The 21,610-nt window shown below is 59.2% G+C and carries 29 protein-coding genes, 1 tRNA gene and 1 pseudogene; 13 read left to right on the forward strand and 18 right to left on the reverse strand.

Going from position 1 to position 21,610, the window contains the following annotated elements:
- Window positions 1-69: 69 nt before the first annotated feature.
- Window positions 70-795, reverse strand: a complete 726-nt coding sequence (locus C9990_RS14865; RefSeq protein WP_106803760.1) for a gluconate 2-dehydrogenase subunit 3 family protein — start codon at window positions 793-795, stop codon at window positions 70-72.
- A 452-nt stretch (window positions 796-1,247) separates the two neighbouring features.
- Here C9990_RS14865 and C9990_RS14870 point away from each other — a divergent pair, with 452 nt between their 5' ends.
- Window positions 1,248-1,472: a hypothetical protein gene (locus C9990_RS14870; RefSeq protein ID WP_371920651.1), complete on the forward strand. Its 225-nt coding sequence runs from the start codon at window positions 1,248-1,250 to the stop codon at window positions 1,470-1,472.
- Between the two features lie 98 nt (window positions 1,473-1,570).
- Here the strand turns inward: C9990_RS14870 and C9990_RS14875 are convergent, their stop codons facing one another.
- Window positions 1,571-2,347, reverse strand: coding sequence for a hypothetical protein (locus C9990_RS14875; protein ID WP_177410335.1), 777 nt, complete (start codon window positions 2,345-2,347; stop codon window positions 1,571-1,573).
- Between the two features lie 304 nt (window positions 2,348-2,651).
- On the opposite strand from C9990_RS14875, the pseudogene C9990_RS14880 reads away from it, so the two are divergent.
- Window positions 2,652-2,840 (forward strand): annotated as a pseudogene (locus tag C9990_RS14880) (helix-turn-helix domain-containing protein); the annotation flags it as partial.
- A 368-nt stretch (window positions 2,841-3,208) separates the two neighbouring features.
- On the opposite strand, the gene C9990_RS14885 reads toward C9990_RS14880, so the two are convergent.
- Window positions 3,209-3,769: a fasciclin domain-containing protein gene (locus tag C9990_RS14885; protein ID WP_065908348.1), complete on the reverse strand. Its 561-nt coding sequence runs from the start codon at window positions 3,767-3,769 to the stop codon at window positions 3,209-3,211.
- Window positions 3,770-4,398: 629 nt separating this feature from the next.
- Between C9990_RS14885 and C9990_RS14895 the strand changes: the two genes are divergently transcribed.
- The 3 genes from C9990_RS14895 to C9990_RS14900 all read left to right on the forward strand — a co-directional run bounded on the left by C9990_RS14895 (window position 4,399) and on the right by C9990_RS14900 (window position 5,498).
- Window positions 4,399-4,719, forward strand: a complete 321-nt coding sequence (locus C9990_RS14895) for a hypothetical protein (protein WP_106803762.1) — start codon at window positions 4,399-4,401, stop codon at window positions 4,717-4,719.
- Between the two features lie 29 nt (window positions 4,720-4,748).
- Window positions 4,749-5,183, forward strand: a complete 435-nt coding sequence (locus C9990_RS32320) for a hypothetical protein (RefSeq protein ID WP_157955077.1) — start codon at window positions 4,749-4,751, stop codon at window positions 5,181-5,183.
- Between the two features lie 72 nt (window positions 5,184-5,255).
- Window positions 5,256-5,498 (forward strand): hypothetical protein, encoded by a 243-nt coding sequence (locus tag C9990_RS14900; protein WP_106803763.1) that lies wholly within the window; start codon window positions 5,256-5,258, stop codon window positions 5,496-5,498.
- A 9-nt stretch (window positions 5,499-5,507) separates the two neighbouring features.
- Here the strand turns inward: C9990_RS14900 and C9990_RS14905 are convergent, their stop codons facing one another.
- Window positions 5,508-5,717 (reverse strand): hypothetical protein, encoded by a 210-nt coding sequence (locus C9990_RS14905; RefSeq protein WP_065908355.1) that lies wholly within the window; start codon window positions 5,715-5,717, stop codon window positions 5,508-5,510.
- A gap of 524 nt (window positions 5,718-6,241) precedes the next feature.
- On the opposite strand from C9990_RS14905, the gene C9990_RS14910 reads away from it, so the two are divergent.
- Together C9990_RS14910 and C9990_RS14915 are read left to right on the forward strand one after the other, a co-directional pair.
- Complete coding sequence (locus C9990_RS14910; protein WP_106803764.1) at window positions 6,242-6,805, forward strand: hypothetical protein; 564 nt, start codon at window positions 6,242-6,244, stop codon at window positions 6,803-6,805.
- A 119-nt stretch (window positions 6,806-6,924) separates the two neighbouring features.
- On the forward strand, window positions 6,925-7,698 hold the full coding sequence (locus C9990_RS14915) for an NYN domain-containing protein (RefSeq protein WP_106803765.1): 774 nt from the start codon (window positions 6,925-6,927) through the stop codon (window positions 7,696-7,698).
- Between the two features lie 333 nt (window positions 7,699-8,031).
- Here the strand turns inward: C9990_RS14915 and C9990_RS14920 are convergent, their stop codons facing one another.
- Window positions 8,032-8,208 carry a DUF3606 domain-containing protein gene (locus C9990_RS14920; RefSeq protein ID WP_106803766.1) on the reverse strand — a complete coding sequence of 59 codons (177 nt, stop codon included), beginning with the start codon at window positions 8,206-8,208 and terminating at the stop codon, window positions 8,032-8,034.
- A 185-nt stretch (window positions 8,209-8,393) separates the two neighbouring features.
- Window positions 8,394-8,480, reverse strand: a tRNA-Leu gene (locus C9990_RS14925).
- Between the two features lie 340 nt (window positions 8,481-8,820).
- Here C9990_RS14925 and C9990_RS14930 point away from each other — a divergent pair.
- Window positions 8,821-9,012 carry a DUF2188 domain-containing protein gene (locus C9990_RS14930; protein WP_065905477.1) on the forward strand — a complete coding sequence of 64 codons (192 nt, stop codon included), beginning with the start codon at window positions 8,821-8,823 and terminating at the stop codon, window positions 9,010-9,012.
- A 47-nt stretch (window positions 9,013-9,059) separates the two neighbouring features.
- Here the strand turns inward: C9990_RS14930 and C9990_RS14935 are convergent, their stop codons facing one another.
- Both C9990_RS14935 and C9990_RS14940 read right to left on the reverse strand, forming a co-directional pair.
- Window positions 9,060-9,341, reverse strand: coding sequence for a hypothetical protein (locus C9990_RS14935; RefSeq protein WP_065905476.1), 282 nt, complete (start codon window positions 9,339-9,341; stop codon window positions 9,060-9,062).
- A 154-nt stretch (window positions 9,342-9,495) separates the two neighbouring features.
- The gene (locus C9990_RS14940; protein WP_106803767.1) at window positions 9,496-10,023 is read right to left on the reverse strand and encodes a DinB family protein; all 528 of its coding nucleotides are present in this window, start codon (window positions 10,021-10,023) and stop codon (window positions 9,496-9,498) included.
- 125 nt (window positions 10,024-10,148) lie between these two features.
- Here C9990_RS14940 and C9990_RS14945 point away from each other — a divergent pair, with 125 nt between their 5' ends.
- A complete protein-coding gene (locus C9990_RS14945) occupies window positions 10,149-10,841 on the forward strand; it encodes a tellurite resistance TerB family protein (RefSeq protein WP_106803768.1) in 693 nt (230 codons plus the stop codon).
- On the opposite strand, the gene C9990_RS14950 is transcribed toward C9990_RS14945, so the two are convergent.
- The 10 genes from C9990_RS14950 to C9990_RS14990 all read right to left on the reverse strand — a co-directional run bounded on the left by C9990_RS14950 (window position 10,838) and on the right by C9990_RS14990 (window position 19,455).
- Entirely contained in the window at window positions 10,838-11,647 is an 810-nt protein-coding gene (locus C9990_RS14950) for a hypothetical protein (RefSeq protein ID WP_106803769.1), read from the reverse strand. The genes C9990_RS14945 and C9990_RS14950 overlap by 4 nt on opposite strands.
- An 18-nt stretch (window positions 11,648-11,665) precedes the next feature.
- Window positions 11,666-12,013 (reverse strand): DUF2493 domain-containing protein, encoded by a 348-nt coding sequence (locus C9990_RS14955; protein WP_106803770.1) that lies wholly within the window; start codon window positions 12,011-12,013, stop codon window positions 11,666-11,668.
- A gap of 89 nt (window positions 12,014-12,102) precedes the next feature.
- Window positions 12,103-14,817 (reverse strand): magnesium-translocating P-type ATPase, encoded by a 2,715-nt coding sequence (mgtA, locus tag C9990_RS14960; protein WP_106803771.1) that lies wholly within the window; start codon window positions 14,815-14,817, stop codon window positions 12,103-12,105.
- Window positions 14,818-15,040: 223 nt separating this feature from the next.
- Window positions 15,041-15,334, reverse strand: coding sequence for a hypothetical protein (locus C9990_RS14965; RefSeq protein WP_106803772.1), 294 nt, complete (start codon window positions 15,332-15,334; stop codon window positions 15,041-15,043).
- Between the two features lie 318 nt (window positions 15,335-15,652).
- A complete protein-coding gene (locus tag C9990_RS14970; protein WP_106803773.1) occupies window positions 15,653-16,264 on the reverse strand; it encodes a LysE family transporter in 612 nt (203 codons plus the stop codon).
- A gap of 74 nt (window positions 16,265-16,338) precedes the next feature.
- Window positions 16,339-17,130, reverse strand: coding sequence for an AraC family transcriptional regulator (locus tag C9990_RS14975; RefSeq protein WP_106803774.1), 792 nt, complete (start codon window positions 17,128-17,130; stop codon window positions 16,339-16,341).
- Between the two features lie 27 nt (window positions 17,131-17,157).
- Window positions 17,158-17,301 (reverse strand): hypothetical protein, encoded by a 144-nt coding sequence (locus tag C9990_RS32325; protein ID WP_157955078.1) that lies wholly within the window; start codon window positions 17,299-17,301, stop codon window positions 17,158-17,160.
- Window positions 17,298-17,783, reverse strand: a complete 486-nt coding sequence (locus tag C9990_RS14980) for an arsenate reductase ArsC (RefSeq protein ID WP_106803775.1) — start codon at window positions 17,781-17,783, stop codon at window positions 17,298-17,300. The genes C9990_RS32325 and C9990_RS14980 overlap by 4 nt, the downstream gene beginning before the upstream one ends.
- Window positions 17,784-17,795: 12 nt before the next feature.
- The gene (locus C9990_RS14985; RefSeq protein ID WP_065905467.1) at window positions 17,796-19,079 is read right to left on the reverse strand and encodes an arsenic transporter; all 1,284 of its coding nucleotides are present in this window, start codon (window positions 19,077-19,079) and stop codon (window positions 17,796-17,798) included.
- Window positions 19,080-19,098: 19 nt separating this feature from the next.
- On the reverse strand, window positions 19,099-19,455 hold the full coding sequence (locus tag C9990_RS14990) for a metalloregulator ArsR/SmtB family transcription factor (RefSeq protein ID WP_106803776.1): 357 nt from the start codon (window positions 19,453-19,455) through the stop codon (window positions 19,099-19,101).
- A 179-nt stretch (window positions 19,456-19,634) separates the two neighbouring features.
- On the opposite strand from C9990_RS14990, the gene C9990_RS14995 reads away from it, so the two are divergent.
- The 4 genes from C9990_RS14995 to C9990_RS15010 all read left to right on the forward strand — a co-directional run bounded on the left by C9990_RS14995 (window position 19,635) and on the right by C9990_RS15010 (window position 21,477).
- On the forward strand, window positions 19,635-19,850 hold the full coding sequence (locus C9990_RS14995) for a hypothetical protein (protein WP_025856028.1): 216 nt from the start codon (window positions 19,635-19,637) through the stop codon (window positions 19,848-19,850).
- A 71-nt stretch (window positions 19,851-19,921) separates the two neighbouring features.
- Entirely contained in the window at window positions 19,922-20,617 is a 696-nt protein-coding gene (locus C9990_RS15000) for an AzlC family ABC transporter permease (RefSeq protein WP_065905465.1), read from the forward strand.
- Window positions 20,614-20,925 carry an AzlD domain-containing protein gene (locus C9990_RS15005; RefSeq protein ID WP_065905464.1) on the forward strand — a complete coding sequence of 104 codons (312 nt, stop codon included), beginning with the start codon at window positions 20,614-20,616 and terminating at the stop codon, window positions 20,923-20,925. The genes C9990_RS15000 and C9990_RS15005 overlap by 4 nt, the downstream gene beginning before the upstream one ends.
- Window positions 20,926-21,123: 198 nt before the next feature.
- Window positions 21,124-21,477, forward strand: coding sequence for a hypothetical protein (locus C9990_RS15010; RefSeq protein WP_065905463.1), 354 nt, complete (start codon window positions 21,124-21,126; stop codon window positions 21,475-21,477).
- Window positions 21,478-21,610: the final 133 nt, after the last annotated feature.

The following is a 21,610-nucleotide window of genomic DNA, read 5'->3' on the forward strand; positions in this document are numbered from 1 at the left end:
CTTCGTTACAGCAAATCACGGTCAGTCGGCGATGATGGCCAGGCCTCATCGCTCAAATGTTCTGGGGACTCAAAGCGTGTTGTCGATCAGGCTGGTGGGGATGATGTTGAGCTTCTGGCCCTTCTTGGCGATGACGTCACGAAAGTCATACCGCGCGCCGGGGAAGCCGAGCATCTTCCAGCTCGCCATGCCCTTGTTGCCGCCGTAGAGCGGGTCCGACAGAAAGCCTTCACGCATGTTGGCCAGCACTTGTTCGAAGATCTCCTTGGCGCCGTCATCAAACTCGGCTCCCACCTGCACGGCGTTCTGCTCGAAGCGGGTCAGTACCTGGTCCTGTTGCTCGCCTTGCAGCTGCACGAATGGCTTGCCGAATTGCGCCTGGCTGTCCGCGTCAATCGCGACCAACCCTTTGCGCCAGCGCTCGGCGGGGGTGAGTGCCGATTGGGTGCCTTGTTCAAAGGTCCCTTTGACGAAGCGGCCCAGCCGGTACAGCGTGGCGCCCTTGCCGTAGTCGCCCGCCAGCTGGCGATCGATAAAGGTCGCGCAGCCGGCGTCCTTGCCACCGATGGACAGCGCGTCGGTGGGGATCAGCCGTTCGGCGATGGCTTCGGCGGTCTGGAACTCATGTTGATTGAAAAACGCCAGGCCTCCCTGGCGGACCGGGGGCAGGGCCGGCAGGCTGGCAGTGCCTGGCTCCCAGGGTTGGCCGCCGGTGATTTCCGCAGCGCGGGCGGCGGGCAATGTCGAGGCAGCCGCCAGCGCTATGGCCGAGGATAAGAAGTCTCTGCGCTGCATGAAGGTTCCTTTGCGAGTCTGGCGCGTTTCCCGTGCGCACACGGCAGCGCCCGCAGGGTTTTATGCCTGCGACACTCACACCAACAGGGGCGGCGCGGGGGACGAGCGGGATGATTCAGAATGTTTCGATCTGGAGTTTAGGCGGCGACAAATCACGGTGCTATTAACAATTTTGACGTAAAACCCTCAAAAACTGACGCGTTGGGTCATCGCAAATCATTGATAGGAAACAGCATTTTTTCAGTGGCGGGATTTAACGGTTTCCACTGGAGGCTAAAAACGCCTGTGTGCGCCGGATCTGCTGCCATAGAGGGAGTACACGCATTGGTGACGCGACAGTAGGTTGCAGTGCAGACAGTTTTCCTTACCCGTTACCAGATGTTACCGCTCGTCGGAAAATGAGCACTATCAGAGAGTTGGAGCGGTCGATGTACTGCGAAGAATAATCACAGGTGGCTATGCGATCCCTAATTCTTGATATGCCGAATGGACGCGAGCTCGTTGAGGAACTCGATCTTGCGACCGAATTGATGATGTCCATTCCCATCGAATTGGTGGGCGGAGATGAGTGGCTGGAGGCTTTTGCCAGGCAACAGCGCGCCTTCAAGGAATGGCGCTCGTACCTGCATTGCAAGGCCAAACATTCGGTGTATGACATCGCCCGCAAGATTGCGTGAGGCAAGGTCTGGCGGGTCAAAAGCGTGATGTAGAGGCCATTGATAAGGGGTGTGCACGTGTGTTCACACCCCGTCCTGCAGGAAAAATGGCGCTGGCTTCAGGCCGTCGGCCTGACCCGGAAGGCCAGGAATACCGGGCCGTAGGGAAAGGTGCTGACTTCCAGCTCGTCCAGCGGGTTGAGCGTGTGCGTTCGGGCCCCGGCGTTGCTGTAGATAACATGGCTGCTGGACACCGCAATGTTGATCTTGCCGGCCGCCGCCTGGATCAATGTGGCCTTGAACCCTTCAATCACATCGTCGCCCAGCGTCAGCGTGACGTCCGTGTCGCTGATGACCAGGATCGACTTGCCGGAGTCGGCCATGGTCAGGGACCTGCTGGCGGTGATCGAGACATTGGTGTGCACGTGCCCTCCAGCGTGGTAGCTGACCATCCTGGGGTCTGCAAAGACGCGGCTGAAAGTGCCGACGTAATTGACACTGGCGCGCATGTCATCAAATTGCTCGATGACGTAGGTGCCGATACTGCCGGAGACGTCGGCGTCGGCGTCCAGTGCCCATTTACGTCCCACCATCAGCCCGATCTGGGTGCTGGCGCGCACACCGGCACGCATCTCCTCGAGAAACAATTGGCTGATCTGGCCACCGCCCTTGCCCTGGGCATAGGTGAACCGTGCAATGGAGTGACTGTCCCCGGTAGGGCTGCCCTGGGAAGTATCGACCTCGTAGTCGATGAAGTCCGCCGAAACGACGGTGGTGGTCGTATTCGCGTTAGGCGCCCAAGTGAAATCCAGCACCCTTCCGGTCTTGACCTGCTCCAGCGTGGTGGTGGGCTGGGACGTCGTGGTCGAACCTGATTGCTTCAAATCATCGGTCATGATGCTCATCCTTAAGTGCAATGCGAGTGGGTGTGGGTCGAGCGAGGAAGTGCGATTTGCGCGTGCTGTGCGACTATTGATTTGATCCAGCATGCGCCTCAGTAAAGCAGCATCCGTACGGCCTTGCCGTGGTTCAACCCGCGACGATAAAACGGCTCGACGCGTGCTCGCTTGATCTTGGTTCCTGGGGCGACGGGCTTTGCTGCTGAAGTCCGCCCAGGCGGCCATGACGACGCGAGCGCCACTCTGGAACTAAAAAACCACCGCCAGGCTCTCAGTTTTATCTTTTCGATTGGGATGAGTCATGAGCATTGGTGCAAGGTTGAAGGCGGAGAGACTGAGGCTGGGTCTATCGCAGTCAGAGATTGGAAAAATCGGCGGCGTCGAAGTGAACGCCCAGGGGCGTTACGAGAACGGCATCCGGCACCCGCGCGCGGATTACCTGGCCGAGGTGGCAAAAGCCGGGGTTGATGTACTGTTCGTCATCACCGGGCAGCGCGCGCAGAGCGGCGCTGATGATTCCCTGAAAGCCGTCGAGGCGCTGGACAGCGCCACCGAATGCCTGGAAAAGGCCAGGGAGCTGATTCATTGAGTCTCAGCGACCCACCGCCCATCTCGGGCGCACCTGCTACGCTTTGTTTGAAGGATTATGGACTTTCAACAAGATGACAGGACGTCATGGATAAGCGACTTGCAGGTCTCTCGTTTCTGCTGACCCTCGGCTGGGTAGTCGCCGTGGTGTCGGTCATTTGGTATTTCTACGAAAACTAGGCCGATTTTCGCACTCTATTGCTCAGACCCCAGCGGCTCTGGCGGCCTCAACACCCGGCAAACCGCGCGTCTGCCGGGAATGACGAGTGTTTAAGGCATCAAGACCGAGTCGACAACGTGGATCACGCCGTTGGACTGCATCACGTCTGCGATGCTGATACTGGCCTTGCCGCCCTTGGCATCGACTACCCAAAGCTTGCCGTCATGCAGCTTGATGTTCAGCGACTCACCTTGAACTGTTTTCAATACTACGGTGCCACCGTTCTTCTTGGCGTCGGCCATGAGCTGTGCCGATGTGTGAGTGCCGGGCACGACATGGTAGGTCAGGATTTTAGTCAAATCGGCTTTGTGCTCCGGCTTGACCAGAGTATCGACGGTACCGGCTGGAAGCTTTGCGAAGGCTTCGTTGGTTGGCGCGAACACCGTAAAGGGGCCTTTGCTGTTGAGTGTATCAACCAACCCGGCAGCCTTGACGGCTGCGACGAGTGTCGTGTGGTCCTTGGAGTTGACTGCGTTCTCGACAATTGTTTTGCTTGGGTACATCGCTGCACCTCCGACCATCACTGTGTCGGCGGCAAAGCTGAGCGTTGCGGTGACGGAGAGAATCGCGAAGCAGGCTGCTGCTGCAAGTTTCTTGTAAAAAGCGTGCATGATGTATCTCCTTGGCTCTTATGCCCTCCGGGTGAGGGTATTGAATCTACGAGCCAGCGATCAAAGTGGATGCACCGGTTGACGAAATAATTCTTGGCTCCCAACTTTCCTGGCTGACCAGCGTCTCGTCCGGGCTCGGAAGCGAGGTTCGTGGAGGCTAAGGGGCTTCGTTCACTTCCGAGGGCATTATGCAGTCACAACAGAACAGGCTTTGGCGCTGGGATTAATTGCGGACCGCGCGTTGATGTCCAATTGCTTTGGAAGTGACATGAATGCCCCGATGACAGTACGGGCTGCAGCCCACATAGCGTATGCACTGCATAATGAGGCCGAAGTGTTCAGCAACGGCGCAGACTTCAATCTTGAGCAAGCCTTTTCAACGGTCGGCGCTATCGACCGAGTCCTGGGTGGCGGTGTGGTCTGGCCACTCTTGAGCCAACTCGATAGAGACGCTGAGCCCCCAAGCCGGGGCGGGTGATGGTAATCCGTCATCCATCGCTAGACGTTTTAACGTGCCTGTTGTCGAAAACTGCTACCCCGATCTTAAATATCAGTGCGAAGTGACGCACAATAAACCGCGCCTATACGGATGTAGTGCCACTCCCTCTTCATGACTAAGGACGGTAATCATGAATTTCAAATGCGTGTTTTCCCTTCTACTATTGGCCGGTTGCGCTTCGCAACCCAATCACCAAGGTGTCAATTGGGGGGAGGGCAGCTGCACCAAACCAGCCCCTGAAGACGTCTCCGCCACTCACCACCTGATTATCCAGGATGGCAAAACCCTCAAGTGCCAAATCCGTCCATACGTATGGAACATGGCTTGCCAAGGAATCGTCGACGGAGAAACCGAAGGCGTTGTTTGCCAGGATGGTGGGGGAAACCAGATGATTTTCCTGTTCGATAAGAGCGGGGTGCTGACTACGCATCGCAGCCTGAGGGCAGGCTAGGATCGGATTCAAAAAGGATAGCGAATCATATGTACTCTAAAACGTCGTTGATATTGACGGGGCAAGCCGTCTTATTCATGTGCATGCTCGCGACCGGGTGTTCAACGCACAAAAACTCACATTCATTGCCGAATCTTGCGGGTGCACAAGGCACGCTCAAGCTCGCGCAACAGGCAATTTCAGCGTATGAGCGAGGCGATAAAGAACGATGGCAGTCACTGTTATGCCTTGAATCTGTTGATGACCCGCTGACGGGGTGGAATCAAATGCGTTCGCTGGTGGGTGATATTTCTGAAGTTAAATTGGTAAAGGTGTCTGAGGCATCAAACGCGGGTAATGGATCTGATGCAGACAGCTTTACCAACGTTGTTTATGAAGTGAAATCGCAGCATTACCCTCTTAAAACGCTTCTCCTGAAGTTTTTCCCTACTGAAAAAGATCAATGTGTGGGGTTGGTTTATTAGCCGGAGACAGCGGGCGGCCTGTTAATGTGTGCCGGCCCCTGCCAGAGCGCATCGGTGATTTCACGCTGAGGCATGACGTTTGATGGCGTATGGGGCGGTAAAATCTACACTTTTTGTTTTTTCAGGGAGATGAAAGAAATGTTCCACAGGTACGTACGCCCGGTTGGCTATGGTTTGGCGATAGTAGGCACCTTCTCACTGCTGTTTTCGGCGTTCGAGTTGTTTGCGGGAAGAGACACCCTGTTTGCCGTGGCTAAATCAGCTGTATTTGTTGCGCTTGGCATTTGGGTGATCAAGAACTCAGTAAAGGCCTGATACGCAGGATCACTCCGGTGACATCAGCACGGCCAGGGTGAGCTTGATGAACTCTTCGTTTTCATCGATGGTGTGCAAAGCGCTGCGCACGTTTTCTGCCACCTCAGCGGAACCGCGTTGCTCGACCCAGTTCGATAGCTCCATGACAGAAGCCTCGAGGGCCAGTTGGTTCTCGTAGAGTTTTGATAGCAGGGAGGGCAATAGATCTGAGTTTGGCATGGCTGATTCTCCGTGGATTTATCAGCGTAGCAGGTGGTGAAACAGGGACTTTGATTTGAGTCGGCAGAAGGCCGGGAGAGGGGCGTTGCGGACGCGAGCACCAGAATGTTGTTCAGTCGCTCGGGAGTAGCTTCCGACTTATTAGTGGGGAGATCCTGGGCAAGCGCCACAGTCAGCGCGTCTAGCCAATCCCTAGATTTTTGGGAGGCCGGCTGATCTGTCGGCAAATGTTCATCAGAGATATCTCACTTCTCCACTGGCCAGTCGATAAGTGAGGCTACGAGTCCGTCTCTCAGAGCCTGGAACTGTGAGTAGGTGTTGTTTGGCGTCTGATTGAGCGCGGATTTTAACTTTGTCAGGCGATGCGGCATTGCCACTCCTTGGCATTTCGGAAAGGCACAACGCTACTACGCTACTAAGAGCTCCAGTTACTGGCATTCCATCCACGCTGGATGCCTGGACAGGGCCGGGGTACAGTGCTTGGATTCCAATTTTCACTATCCGCCTGAATCGCAAGGATGCCCATGCGTAAAATCTTGATAGCTATGTCGCTCGTTATTCAAACGCTCCTGCTGGCTGGCTGCTCCTCTGTGTCGACTTTCGACAAGTATGCAACCTTGCGCTTTTATGAGTTGAATCGAACGAGCATTCAGTACAGTCGCTTTGATGGTGAGTCAGGCATGCTGAGTTCGAATCCGAATTTTCGGAATAGAATGCTGCCCGCACGGATAGCCGATAACAATCAATGGATGGACTTCACCGATGACATGGGGCGAGTTCTTAAAACGTTTGGGAATACCTTACATCGCGACACATTTCCAGCTGGGCTGGAGCCGATTAAAGAGTTTGTTGCCTGGAGTCAGCTTCCGCCAATTCAGCGCCTGACCATGCGCGATACGCTGAATGCCAAGCCTGAGTTCACATCGATTAAAGCTCGACTTGTGCTTGAGCGCGGCACGGATGAGCCGCTGCTTGTTTTTACAGGCAGTTCGCTACCTTGGGAGACAGCCCCGCAGTACGCGATTGACGAAATTAACGCCGTCAGAATGCTGGCCAATGCGCGTATTTGGTATGAGATCTTGAAGTAGCATTCCTTCGAGAAAGTCGACGGCAGATCTGGCAGCCCAGCCCCGCGCTGGGCTTTTCGCATAAGCCGTGAGGCACTCAGGACCCACTCGAATACTGTGAGTATTTTCAAGGATGAACAATGGCAACTCAGTTAGTTAACCACTCCCAAAAGCATCTGGCTGTCCTGATTGACGCCGATAATGCGCCTGCTGCTATCGTCGAAGGCTTGTTCGAGGAGATAGCAAAATACGGAACTGCTAGCGTAAAGCGTATTTACGGTGACTGGACCGTTCCTCAGCTAGGAAGCTGGAAGAAAGTGCTCCTCGACTATTCCATTCAGCCAATACAGCAGTTCGCTTATACCAAAGGAAAGAACGCCACGGACAGTTCGCTGATTATCGATGCTATGGATTTGCTGTATACCCGTCGCTTCGACGGTTTCTGCCTTGTGTCGAGCGACAGCGACTTCACTCGACTTGCGACCCGATTGCGTGATGAGGGTCTGACGGTCTATGGCTTTGGCGAAGAGAAAACACCTAAACCATTCGTGGCTGCGTGCGATAAATTCATCTACACAGAGTTGCTGCGTGAGGATGCCTTGCTGGCTGGCAATGAAGGTGCCCAGGCCGAGTCTGATACGGGCAAATCGGGAGCGGCTTGCGAGGCACGCAAACGACCCAAAGCACCTATACGGTTCATCGTCAAAATCCTGGACGACATCGCTGATGAAGACGGGTGGGCTAACTTAGGAACGCTGGGCGCGAACATAACAAAGCTGCGGCCCGAGTTTGATCCGCGTACTCATGGGTTCAAAAAACTAAGTGATTTGATTAAAGGGCATCCCCAGGCCTTTGAGCTGCAGGCACGGCCAGCGGCAGGAGGGACAGCGGTCATGTATGCGCGTCACAAATAGCCTGGCTTTAAGCGCTCCCTATTTTCGCAAGAGTAGGGCTGCCGAGTGCTGGGCTTTTTGCATCTGTCACCCGAGTGCTGCAGTCCCGCCAAACCAAAGAGGGGACGTTGTACGGATTTTGATAGCGGCGGTAGCGGTGGTGATGTTGGCGGGATGCACCAGGCCTGGCGAGCTCAAAAGCGGAAAGGCGACCATCAGCACCTTTTCGGATAAGGCTCCCAAGCACTATCGCTCAGGTGCCACGATTGAAAACGGGGTTGGAGTTGAGTCAGCAGAGCGCCGGTAGATGGGATAAATAAGCTCGCCCCGCGACAGCACGAGGCGAGATTGCAGCTATTTTCCGAGCTTCTTACGGACATCGGTAACCATCGGGCCCACCGCCTTCACGGCGTCCTTAAGCTGTTGCTCAGTAACGCCGAACTCTTTGGTCCAGTGCTTTACCTCCCAGGGTTCGGAGGTATTCACGCGAGCTCGGTCCTGAGGGCCACGGTTTTTCAGATCGTCAGACATAATTCCACTCCCTGCGGGTTGGCCTGGAGGCGTCCAGGCGTCTCTCGATAGAGCATCGTCGGTTTAGTGGAGTTCGGTTGGAGTTATGAACGGTTAACTATCGGCAGGACGCCGGAGATGGGAATTGCGGAGTATAAAAAGATAAGGGCCTGCATGAAGTTCATCATGCAAGCCCTTGATATTTTTGGTGCCCGAACCCGGAATCGAACCGGGACGCCCTTACGAGCGGGGGATTTTAAGTCCCATGCGTCTACCAGTTTCGCCATTCGGGCGGCAGCGCGTTGTAGCAGGGTTGGGAATATATAGATCCGCACGCTTGGGCGCAAGGTCGAAGGGTAGCTTTATTGCTGAAGGCTTGAGTGAAAAAGCTCGGCAGATCAGTGATCTACAGGGGGTATTGAGGCTAATCGGACGATTCCGCTGGCGACAGAACAAGAGCCATAAATGACAGCTTTGGCTACTTGCCATACCCGCCGGCCAGGTAGTAAATCAGCTGCAGCTTGGTGTTCATGAATGCCGCCATTTCGGTACGACACATGGTCGACCCCTGAGCCCGTTGCGGGTGTAAGGTGGGGCTGCAACGCCAGAAAATCTCAGGAAAGCGAGGTGACTATGAGCGCTCCAATGCTGACGAAGCTGCATCTGAATGGCTACGACATCGTGCAGGTCAACCATGGACCGTGGCGGGTATGTACGCCCCAGGACCGGTTGGCGACCTTCAATTCCCGCGAACAGGCATTTGCGTATGCCGCTACCTTGCCAGGGTACAAGGCACGCAACCGACCGGTGTCCAATGATGATTGAGTGCAACAAAAAAGCCCCGGCCTGGCCGGGGCTTTTGCATGGGCAGCCTAGACGAAAGGCTGGCCGCTGAACCCGCGTGGCAGGCGCTGCAGGCCTGGCAAGTCGGTCAGGCGTTGTGTCCACGCGCTGCGCCAGTCGGTTGCGGTGTGAGTCTTGGCTTTGCGTGACGCGCGGCGAGCGGCGTTGCGCTGGGTGCGGCGCGCTTCCTTGTAGGCTTCGGTGTTGCGGCAGGTGCGGCATTTGACCCGGTTCAACTCGGTGCTGGACGGGAGGTTGGTGCCGTGATGGCCGCAAGCCAGATGCCCGGCGACCTTGAAGTGAATGACCATGTATGCGTCTCCTTCTTATGGGGTACGCGCATCGGTAGACCCACGATGCGCGCGGGGAGGGCGGGAGCGGAAAAATCCCGGCACCTGAAGTTACGACCCCATCGGTGGTGTGACGTTCGTTTATCCCCCCAAACGGATAGGTACGCGGCCACGGCTAGTCGATCAGCGCCAATAGATCGGTATCGCCCACATCCACGCCGGCCTGGGTCAGCAACGTCGTCACCTGGCCGCGGTGATGGGTCTGGTGATTGAAGAAATGCACCAGCAGGCTGAAAAACGGCTTGTCCGCCGCGACTCCGCGCATGTTGTGGTAGTGCAGGCGATGGTCGAGGTCACCATCGCTCAAGCCGTGGGCCCACTCGATGATCAGTTCATCCAGCCAGGCGCGCCGGGACGCGAGTGCGCACAGATCGGCGAAGGCCAGGTGCTTGAGGTCGCGTGGTGCCTTGATGGCGCTCAACGGGGCCAGTGCCGAAAAGCCGGCAGGGTGCAGCGCAAAGCGCTTGAGCCAGACCGTATCGCCCAGCACCAGGTGGTTCAGCGTGCCGAAGATCGAGCCGAAAAACGCTTGGCGGTCCTCCAGCAATGCGGCGTGGTCCAGGGTGCCGGCCGCGTCATAGACCTTGCGATTCATCCACTGGTTGTAGGTCGCCATCAGCGCGATCTGTTCGATACGGTTCACGGGGTGTGTCTCTTGTTGGCGGGGTCGCGCCATCATAAGGCGTGGCCGCCCGGCGGTCATGGTGTTCCCGCAGTGGCGGGCTATGGTTGGTAGACGCCAACACCACGCCCTGGGAGGGTGAAACCATGAACACCAGCGACTTACTTGAACAACTGCTGCGCGCCGGGCAGCCGGGCGGTGGCACCGCGGGCGGCGGCCTGGGCGGGCTGCTTGGTGGTCTGTTGAAAGGCACCCACAGCGCGAATGCGCCTGCGGGTGGCGGCCTCGGTGGGTTGTTGGGTGGCTTGGGCGGCATGCTCGGGGGTGGAGCTGCCGCGCGCCCGGCCCAAGGACGTTCTGGCGGGATGAATTATGCGGCGTTGGCCTCCCTGGGAATGATGGCTTTCCAAGCGTATCAGGCCTGGCAGAGCCAGCAGGCGGCCAAGCCACAAGCGGCATTCCAGACCGTCGACCAGCTCCACGGCGCCGAAGCCGAAGCCCACAGTCACGCAGTCTTGCGTGCATTGATCGCGGCCGCGAAGGCCGACGGCGAGATCGACGAAAAAGAGCAGCAGTTGATCTCGAATGAAGTACTCCAACATACCGACGACCCACAGTTGCAACAGTGGCTCGACGCCGAAATCGCCAAGCCCCTGGATGCGGCGGATTTTGCCGAGTTTGCCAAAGATCCGGCAGTGGCGGCCGAGATGTACCTGGCCAGTGTGCTGCTGGTCGATGACCAGCAGGAAGCCGAACGCAACTACCTGGATGACCTCGCGGGGCAGTTGCAGATCGACCCGCAGTTGCAGTTGCGGTTGGAGCAACAGGCCAAGGCCTAGAACCGCAGTGTCGCACCGGTGGTCAGCCACTGGTCGCGCGTGCCGGTCAGGTTGCGCCCCAGTATCAGGTCGACGTCGACAAATTCCCCCAGGTGCAGGCGCGGTCCGGCCTGCCAGGCCTGGTCGCCGCCGGCCTGGCCGTAGCGCTCGGCGATCAGCGTCAGGGCGTGCGCAAGCTCGTACTCCAAGCCGCTGCCCCAGGTCAGGCGATGCTGCTGATCGCCGTCGTTGTAGGCATGGGTCCAGCCGGCGTTCAGGTTCAGGCGCAAGGCTTCAAGGGCTTGCCAGGTGAACGGGACGTTCAGGTCAGCGCCATCAAACCCGTGTTGTCGATCCATTGCCAGGTGCGCGCCAGCGGAAACGGCGATTTCCACGCCCAGGTCTTGTCGGGACAGCACTTGGGCCTTGAGTTGTGGGCTGACCTGAGTCTCATGGTCGGCCCGTGACAGCGCCGCGCCCCATTGCACAGAGGGCATGGCGGCGAAGGTGCAGGCCGGCGACAGCGTCTCGCTGTGGGTGCTGCCATCGTGGCGATTGGCGCTGTACCAGGCGTCGACGTTGCATTCTCCTGGCGCATTGATCGCGCCGTCGTCGACCACGTAGGCACCGCCGGCCGCGTGGGCTTTCGACACCAGGGCCACCAGCAGGATCAGACCCAGCGTGAGGCCGATAAAGATCAAATTGCGCCGCAGCGCCCGACGTTTCGCCGGCGGCAACAGCAGCAGGCTATTGCGCGCACCGCGATAGTGGCGCGCACGGTATTTGGCAAACCCGTCGGGGCGTTGAGGGGTGTGTTTTTTGTGCATGATGCACCTCGCGTGAATTCAGCTTTCTACGGTAAGTACCGAGACACCGCTGGCGTTGGCCTGGCAGACCAGCTCGAAGGTGTCATCGCCACCGGGCAGGGCGATGACCACATCGGGGCGGCTGTCGGTCAGCATGAAATGGTTGCGTTGGCGTTCCGCCTGCTTGCCGTGGTGTTGCCAGTTGGGCGGGTAGCGCACCACGTCGATGCCCAACTCGCGTGCCCATTCCTCGATGTCGCTGCCCAGGAACTGGTTGCCGCCGTGGATCAATACCAGCACCGGGCGCAGACGGTGGTAAGCGTCCAGCACCTGGCGGGACTTTTTGGTGTCGGCGTAATGACGACCTGCACAGATCAAGACGCGCATAAGAAATTTCCTTGCAATGCAAACGCTGCCTGGGTGTAGGAGCCGGCTTGCCGGCAAGCCGGCTCCTACGAGGCATGGCAGGGTGAAACTCAGTACCACTGCTTGAAGCGGCGGATGTAGAGGGTTTTCATCAGTTGGGCCACGCAGCAGTAGGCGAGCAGGGTGCCGACCAACCATGGGAAGTACGCCAGCGGCAGCGGTTGCAGGCCGACCAGGGTGCCCAGCGGCGAGAACGGCACGTAGATCCCCAGCCCGATGACCACGGCGGTCATCATCAGCACCGGCCACGCGGCTGTGCTCTGGAAGAACGGGATCTTGCGCGTGCGCAACATATGCACCACCAGGGTTTGCGAGAGCAGCCCCTCGATAAACCAGCCGGACTGGAACAGGGTCTGCATCTCGACACTGTTGGCGGCGAACACGTACCACATCAGTGCAAACGTGGTGATGTCGAAGATCGACGAGGTCGGCCCGATCCAGATCATGAAGCGGCCGATGTTCTTGGCATCCCACTTGCGCGGCTTGGCCAGGTATTCCTTGTCCATCTTGTCCCACGGCAAGGCCAGCTGGGAGATGTCGTACATCAGGTTCTGCAGCAGCAAGTGGATCGACAGCATCGGCAGGAACGGAATGAACGCACTGGCGACCAGCACCGAGAACACGTTGCCGAAGTTGGAGCTGGCGGTCATGTTCAGGTACTTCATGATATTGCCGAAGGTTTCGCGGCCCTTGAGCACGCCTTCTTCAAGCACCATCAGGCTCTTTTCCAGCAAGATGATGTCGGCCGATTCCTTGGCGATATCGGTACCGCTGTCCACCGAGATACCCACGTCGGCATCGCGCAGCGCCGGTGCATCGTTGATGCCGTCACCGAGGAAACCGACCGTGTGACCGTTGGCCTGCAAAGCCTTGAGCACACGGGATTTCTGCAGTGGCGTGAGCTTGGCGAACACCGTGCGCTCTTCCACGCGGCGCAGCAGGGTCGCGTCGTCCATCGCTTCGATTTCCACCCCCAGCAGCGGCTGGCCTGGATCGAGCCCGACCTGGCGGCAGATCTTGCTGGTGACCACCGCGTTGTCGCCGGTCAGCACTTTGACCGCCACGCCGATTTGTTGCAGCGCGGCAATCGCCGGGCCCGCGGTTTCCTTCGGTGGATCGAGGAAGGTCAGGAAGCCCTGGATCACCAGGTTGCGCTCATCAGCGGTGGTGTACTGCTGGCGCGCCAGCGATTTAGGGATGTGACGGTTGGCCACCACCAGCACCCGGAAACCGTCTTCGTTGTAGTCGTTGGCAATTGCCAGCAACGCTTCGCGGCGGTGCTCATCCAGCGGCACGGCCTTGCCTGCCTCCATCACGTGGGTGGAAATGCCCAGCATCTCCTCCACGGCGCCCTTGCACACCAGCAGGTGGTCGTCGGCGGCGTCCTTGACCACGATCGACAGGCGACGGCGCACAAAGTCGAAGGGCAATTCATCGACCTTGCTGTAGGCAAATGGCACCTGGAACTTGGGGTTCTGCTCGGCGAACTGCACCACGGCCTGGTCCATCAGGTTCTTCATGCCGCTCTGGTGATAGCTGTTGAGCCAGGCCAGCGACAGCACCGCGTCATCCCGCTGGCCAAAGGCGTTGACGTGATGCTCGAGGATGATTTTGTCCTGGGTCAGCGTGCCGGTCTTGTCGGTGCACAGCACGTCCATCGAACCAAAGTTCTGGATCGCGTTGAGGCGCTTGACCACCACCTTGCGCTTGGCCATGGCCGTGGCGCCCTTGGCCAGGTTGGCGCTGACGATCATCGGCAGCATTTCCGGGGTCAGGCCCACGGCCACCGCCAGTGCGAACAGGAACGCATCGCCCCAGTCGCCCTTGGAGAAACCATTGAGCAGGAACACGATCGGCACCATCACCAGCATGAAGCGGATCAGCAGCCAGCTGACGCTGTTCACCCCGCGATCAAAGGCGGTTTGCACCCGCGAACCGACAATCGCCTTGGCCAGCGAGCCAAAGTAAGTACGTGGTCCGGTGGCGACTACCACGGCTTTGGCGCGGCCGCTGACCACATTGGTGCCCATGAAGCAGATGTTCGGCAGGTCCAGCAGGTTGCCCTGGTCGGCGGCCAAGGCGCTGGCGGATTTTTGCGTGACCTCACCCAGGGTGTCGTATTTCTCCACCGGCAAGGCTTCGCCGGTGAGCACGGCCTGGCTGATGAACAGGTCGCGGGACTCGATCAGGCGGATATCGGCGGGGATCATGTCGCCGGCCGACAACTGCACGATGTCGCCGGCCACCAGTTCACGCATCGGCACTTCGCGCAGGGCGGGCTGGCTGCCCACTTGCTCGCGGCGCAGCACGGTCGCCGTGGTGCGCACCATGGCCTTCAAGGCTTCGGCGGACTTGGCCGAGCGGTGCTCCTGCCAGAAGCGCAGCAGGCTGCTGAGCAGCACCATGGTCATGATGATGATGACTTTGGTGGGGTCGGCCTCTTCGCCATCCTGCATCGGCAGCCAGCAGTCAGTGAAGAAACTGATGCCGCCCAGGGTCAGCAGCACATAGATGAACGGGTTGTTCAGGGCCTGCAGGAACTGGACGATGGCGTGAGGCGGCTTGTCGTGCGCCACTTCGTTGTAGCCTTCGCGTTGCAGGCGGGCAGCGGCGTCCAGTTCGGTCAGGCCATCCTGGGTGGCGCGAACATTAGCGAGGGTGGCGGATAGGCCGTTGTGGGCTTCGCGGGCGGCACGCATCGACAGTTTGGTGTCGGCGTCGGTGCCCTTGTTCTTCTGCAGTGGCGTGTTTTTTACGGCGCTCATGGTGTGTACTCCTGTCGCCAGTTGTCGACAAAACAGGCCCGTTACTTGCCTGCATACAGGCGAGTGAAAGCCGGCCGAGCCGCTAACTTGGCGATCGGTTCAAATAAGGTGTTTACCTAACTTTGATGGCGGCGTTAGTTAACTAACGCGCAGCCGATTACATCTGGAAGTGTTCATGAGGAACTCCAGGGTATTGATCAGATAGTTGCTGTTTCCAGCGGGGTTAAGCTGCGCGAGCGCTCACATACAGACCGAGCATCAAGCCAGCTTGCGCCAGGCCGGAAACGGTCGGTCTCTGTGGGTCTTGAGGGTCGGCGTGATCCCAGTGCTGCTGCAATTGGCCAGTGGCTGGGCAGATACGCCAGTGCGCCAGTGGTTGGGCCGGGCGCACTTGAGGGGAGGGTACGGCAAGCGGCGAGCGGGTCGGCGAAAAGCCCACGGGCTCGCGGCACAGCTTGGCGCGCAGGGCGACGGCCAGTGTGCGTACATCAGGTAAAACAAAGGCTTGGAAGGTCATAACACACCTCGGGACCGGATACGCATCCGGCGAGGCAGTTACGGAGGAGCATCAAGCTCTAGCGCAGCTTACCGGACCTGGAAGGCGAGTCCTGTCATATTCTGGGTTTGGCGCCCGATGCCCGCAAACGCGGTGCTCGGACAGCGACTAGATACTGTGTCCATTGGCTTCTTTTGTGAGGTTTAAAAAAGGCCCCAGTAGCGGGCACGGGCAATCTACTCAGGCAGTTACAAAATGTCAACGCATGATTAATTAAATAACCCGCGGTTCAGAGTTCATTCAGATAAGAGGCACTCTGAAGTTGCCGGTTATATAACTTCATATGCCCTGTGCCGCGAGAATAGCCAGATAGATCAAGACCACGCCGCAGGCGCCGTAACTGATGCGTTGCCACAACGGCGAAGCGTTCTGGCGCAACAGATTCACCAGCGCCGCAATCAAAAAGCACGACAACACCGAGGCCAGCATGAACCCCGCAAAAAACATCAGCGTCTGCCCGTGGCTGGGTGTCGCGCCGACGATGCCGGACAAGGCGCTGCCCAACGCGCCCCAATAGACGATGTTCTTCGGGTTGGCCAACGAAATCGCCGCGCCTACCGCCAGCGCATTGTTACCGGAGCGGGCTACGTTGCTGTCAGCTTCGGGCAGGTGCCAGGCGTCGAGCAGGCTGCGCACGCCCAGCCAGGCCAGGTACAGCGCACAGACCACCGTCAGCGGCACGCGCACCGCGTCATGCTGGATCAGCAACGCGATACCGGTGAGCCCGATCACCGCCCAGACGGCATCGCCCACCAGCGAACCGACCTGCACCAGCAAGGCCGGGGTAAAACCGTGCAATAGGCCACGGCGCAGGGTTTCCGCCAGCACCGCGCCGGGAGAGAGGCAAAACACAAAACCGAATACCAGCGCGTAAAAGAAGATCGTCAGCATGCCCGCGTTCCTTCAAATGATGCCGGGCAGTGTGCGCAGGGATGGGTGTGCAGTCTTGAACCAGATTGCGCTGTTCAGCGTTTCACTACGCTCTGGTAGCGACCGGGAGTGATGCCGTAGGCCGCGCGAAAATGCCGATTCAGGTGGCTCTGATCGGCAAAGCCCAGCGTGTGCGCGACTTCACTGGCCGCCACGCCGTTGCGCAACAGGCCCTTGGCACGGCGAGTGCGCAATTGCATGGCCCATTGCCGGGGACTGAGCCCGGTTTCTTTCTGGAAGGTGCGCAGCAGATGGAATTTGGACAATCCCAACTCATCGCCCAACTGCTCCAACGGTACGGACTGATGCAGCTGTTCGGCGAGCAGCTCCTGGGCGCGGCCGATCAGGCTTTTGCCGGTGGCCGCAGTGCCGGGCAGGCGCACACCACTGAGGCCGACCACTTCGCCGAGCAACAGCAGCAAAGCCTCTTCGTGCAACTCGCGCACCTGCGCATCGCTACTCAATGCGCCTTTCACCGCCATCGCCAGGCGCTGGGCCAGGTCCGGCTGGACACACAGCGAGCGGTCGAACTCCACCTGTGCCAGCCCCAGATCACCGGCCAATTGGTCGGCGGTCACGTACAGGCTGACAAACTCCCAGGGCGCGCCCTCGGCAGCGCCGCCGCCCTGAATCTGCCCGGGGTTATACAGGGTGATCGAGCCCGGCCCCGCCGCAAACTCGCGGCGGTCCAGCCAGACTTTTTCCTCGCCCAGCAGGTTCACGCCGATCACGCACTCATCATGGCTGTGGCGCGCAAAGGTCAGGCCGGTGCAGGTCGTGCTGCTGAGTTCGTAGTTGCCCAGCCAGGCGTGTTGCATGGCGCTCATCGAGGTGGCTCGTTAGGAGTGAGGGCCTCAGCATACGCTGGCAGCGCGGTTCAAATCGACCGTTGATTGTTCGCGGGTCGACCCGTGCAGCAGCAGAATGCGCGGGGCCTGGGTCGAATCCAGTGGGCCGGGCGGGAGCAGCGATACATCCAGGTTTGGCAGGGGGCTCATGGGTTCTGCGGTGACAACTGCGCAATGCGCTCAAGTTGTGTTTTCAGGTCAGCAGGGCTGAGGTCGGCGACAGGCAGGGCGAAAAATGCACGGCAGCGTGCGGCGATAATCGCCAGCGTGGCATCAAATGCGGCTTGGATCGAGGCTTCATCGCCTTGCACGTCGGAGGGATCCTCCAGACCCCAATGCGCCTTAACCGCCGGCCCGAAATACACCGGGCAGGCCTCGCCGGCGGCTTTGTCACACACGGTGATGACCACGTCCGGCGGGCTGCCTTCAAAGGCCTCGTTGCCTTTGCTGTACAGCCCCTCGGTGCTGATGCCCGCCGCCTGCAACGTGCCGAGGCTGCGTGGCAGCACCTGGCCCTTGGGGAAACTGCCGGAGCTGATCGCTGCAAACCCGCGCGGCGCCAGGTGATTGAACACGGCTTCGGACAAGATGCTGCGGCAGCTGTTGGCGGTACACATGAACAGGACTTTCATGACTCGATTCCTTCAAAGACTCAGGCGCAAGGCGAGGGCGGCAAGGGTGATCAACAGCACCGGCAGGGTCAGCACGATCCCGACCCTGAAGTAATAGCCCCAGGTGATGGTGATGCCTTTGCGCGCCAGGATGTGCAGCCACAACAACGTGGCGAGACTGCCGATCGGGGTGATCTTCGGACCCAGGTCACTGCCGATCACGTTGGCGTAGATCATCGCGTCCTTGACGACGCCCACGGCATGGCTGGACTCGATGGACAGCGCGCCGATCAACACTGTCGGCAGGTTATTCATCGCCGACGACAACAACGCGGTCAGCACGCCCGTGCCCATGGCTGCGCCCCATACGCCGTGCTGCGCAAAGGTATCCAGCCAGGTCGCCAGGTAGGTGGTGAGCCCGGCATTACGCAGGCCATAAACCACCAGGTACATGCCCAGGGAGAAGATCACGATTTGCCAGGGCGCTTCCTTGAGTACTTTGCGCGTGGAAATCTTGTGGCCCTTGGCGGCAATCACCAGGAGCAGCACGGCGCACGCCGCCGAGATGGCGCTGATCGGAATGCCCAGCGGTTCGAGGGCAAAGCAACCGACCAGCAGGATGCCCAGCACCCACCAACCGGCGCGGAAGGTGGCGCGGTCGTGCACGGCACTCGCAGGATCTTCCAGGTCAGCCGGGTCGTAGGTCTGCGGGATGTCGCGGCGGAAAAACCACAGCAGCACCGCCAAGGTCGCCGCGACGCTGACAAGGTTCACCGGCACCATGACGGCGGCATATTCGTTGAAGCCGATCTTGAAATAATCCGCCGAGACGATGTTCACCAGGTTCGACACCACCAGCGGCAGGCTCGCCGTGTCGGCGATAAAGCCTGCGCCCATGACAAACGCCAGGGTCGCGCTCGGGGAAAAACGCAGCGCCAGCAGCATCGACATCACAATCGGCGTGAGGATCAGCGCCGCGCCGTCGTTGGCAAACAGCGCCGAGACCAGGGCACCGAGCAGCACCATATAGGCAAACAAGCGCCGGCCGCGTCCACGGCCCCAGCGCGCCACATGCAAGGCGGTCCAGGCAAAGAAGCCGGCTTCATCGAGCAACAGGCTGATGATGATCAGTGCGACAAACGTGGCGGTGGCGTTCCAGATGATGTGCCACACCACCGGGATGTCGGCCAGGCTGATCACGCCGCAGGCCAGGGCCAGGATCGCGCCCAGCGTGGCACTCCAGCCCACGCCGAGGCCCTTGGGCTGCCAGATGACCAGCACGATGGTGAGGATAAAAATAGCAACTGCGACAAGCATGAATAAACGCTCCGTTGGCTCAGCAGCAGGCGCTGGCCCGTTGTGGTCTGTCGCCCATTGCCGCCAGGCGTTGTGCGTCGCTGTGCAACCAGGTCTGGTTGGCTTGCAGGGTGGTCTGCAACACCTCGGTCACCCAACCAGGCAGCGCCGGGTTGAGGCGGTAGTAGATCCATTGGCCCTGGCGACGATCCAGCAGCAGCCCGCAACTGCGCAGTTGCGCCAGGTGGCGGGAAATTTTTGGCTGGCTGTCGTCCAAGGCATGGATCAGTTCGCAGACGCAAAGTTCGCCTTCGCGCAGGATCAACAACGTCAGGCGCGCGCGGGTAGCGTCAGCCAGGCATTTGAACAATGTGGGTGGAGAGAAGAGGTCCGACATGCGCAGGCCTGTTTGTAATATGTGGAAATACGAATATACGGATATCCATATATTCTGGTCAAACCTTGTTTCAATTGACGTGGATCAAATCCGCGGAAATGAGCCACAAGTGTTTGAAATTAAAATGAAACAAGAATGTCCTAAAGTGCCTGCCCATTGCTGATGAAGGATGACCCCGCGTGACCCGTGCCACTCGCAACCTGCGCAAGACCCTGGATTCCGTCGCGGAAAATAACGAAACCGCGGCGTTCGACCTGATGCGCGCCGTCGAAAAACTCGGCGATGAAGTCCTGCGCCAACGTCTGCTCAATACCATCCACCGCCTCAACCAGGATGCCCACGAACTGCGCGAAGCGCGGGATTCGGTGGAGCAGGTGTCGGTACGCCTGGCCTGAGCAAGATCGTTCAAGACAAGCCCCTCGTTGCGCTGGCATGCTTGTCGACTGTCTGTCGATGAGCCGTCTCCATGCCTACTGCCTTACCTCATTACGCCTTCGCTCGCGGCGCGATCGCCGTCATTCCCCTGTCCCTGGCCTGTGCGCCCTGGGGCTTGCTGGCCGGTTCGATGGCCATCGATGCGCAATTCACCCCACTGCAAGCCCAAGGTTTGTCGGCCATCGTGTTTGCCGGCGCGGCGCAGTTGGTCGCCATCGGCATGGTCAAGAGCGGCGCCAGCCTGATCTCCATCGTGCTCACCACGCTGCTGCTGACATCCCAGCACTTGCTCTACGGCATGCACCTGCGCCCGATTATTTCCCCGCTTAAAAGCCGCTGGCGCATGAGCCTGGGCTTTCTGTTGACCGACGAATTCTTCGCCCTGGTCAGCCACTACGACCGCGAAACCTTCAATCGCTGGTATGCGCTGGGGGTCGGCCTGACGTTCTACATCGCCTGGAACCTGTTCACCCTGGCCGGCATCGTGCTCGGCAAAAGCATCCCCGGCCTGGATCAACTGGGCCTGGAGTTCTCGATTGCCGCCACCTTTATTGCCTTGATCACGCCGGTGGTGCGCGACGTGCCGACGGTGGTCTGTGTGGCCGTGTCATTGTTGTGTTCAGTGTGGTTGAGCTTCCTGCACTGGGAATCGGCGGTGGTGGTGTCCGGCGTGCTGGGCATGAGTGCCGGTTTTGTGTGCAAACGCCTGGGAGTAGGGCAGCGATGATCTACCTGATGATTGTGGCCATGGGCCTGGTGGTGTTTCTCAACCGTTACCTGTTTATCGAGCCGCGCTTGCCGGTGCGCCTCAATCGCGGGGCGCGCGAGTTCCTGGGGTTTGCGGTGCCGGGCATGCTCACGGCGATCTGCGGGCCGATCATTTTTCTCGCCGACCACCAGCTCAACCTGAGTCCGTCCAACCCTTACCTGCTGGCAGCCATCTGCGCGGTAGGGCTGATGTTCTGGACGCGTAACGTGTTGATCACCGTGCTGCTGAGCATGGCGTTGTTCTACCTGTTTCGTTGGTGGCTCTGACGCACAGGCGAAAAAAAGCCCGCGGGAGAGCGGGCAGAAGGGAGACTTCTTAAAAATGAGCCTGCCGACTATAGGCGGCGCGGTCGCCCCTCACAGTGAAACTAAATTCACGCTGCGTGCGGGGCAGGTTTCTGCCTGGCTTTCGCCTCGACGGTTCCGCTAATGGTAGAGTCGCGTTTTTTTCCAAGGAACGATGGCATGCACAAGGTCGTAATAGGCGCATTGGTACTGGCCGCCCTGGCCGGTTGCGCGGGCTCGAAGATGAAAGAGGCGCGCGCCGGCAACCCCTACAAGACCATGACCTCGGACAAGGCCACCCTGGTGGTTGCCGAGTGCATTCAGTTCGGTTGGCAGGATGAAAGTGTATTCGGCGTCGACGCCGGCGGCTTCAAGGAGCCCACCGGAGCGGGTGGTTTTACCGTCTACACCACCGCTGGCGATTACTTCGTCGACGTGCTGAGTGCCGGCGCCGGCTCGACCGTCAAGTACTACGCAGCGCAAGACAACATGCCGGCCAAACGCCGCCTGGCGGCCCTCGCGACCTGTCTGTAATCCATTGCCTTAGTGCTTTTAGGAATCGCCCGGCGGGACAGCCGCCGGACATTCGCTTATGATGCACGCGCTCGCCCGACATGATGGCTCTTTACCAGTACACGGACGTCGAGGCCTAAACGTCGGGCGAGCA

Origin of the sequence: Pseudomonas sp. S5D5, from assembly GCF_003013355.1 — a bacterium.
GTDB classification, from domain to species: domain Bacteria; phylum Pseudomonadota; class Gammaproteobacteria; order Pseudomonadales; family Pseudomonadaceae; genus Aquipseudomonas; species Aquipseudomonas aylmerensis.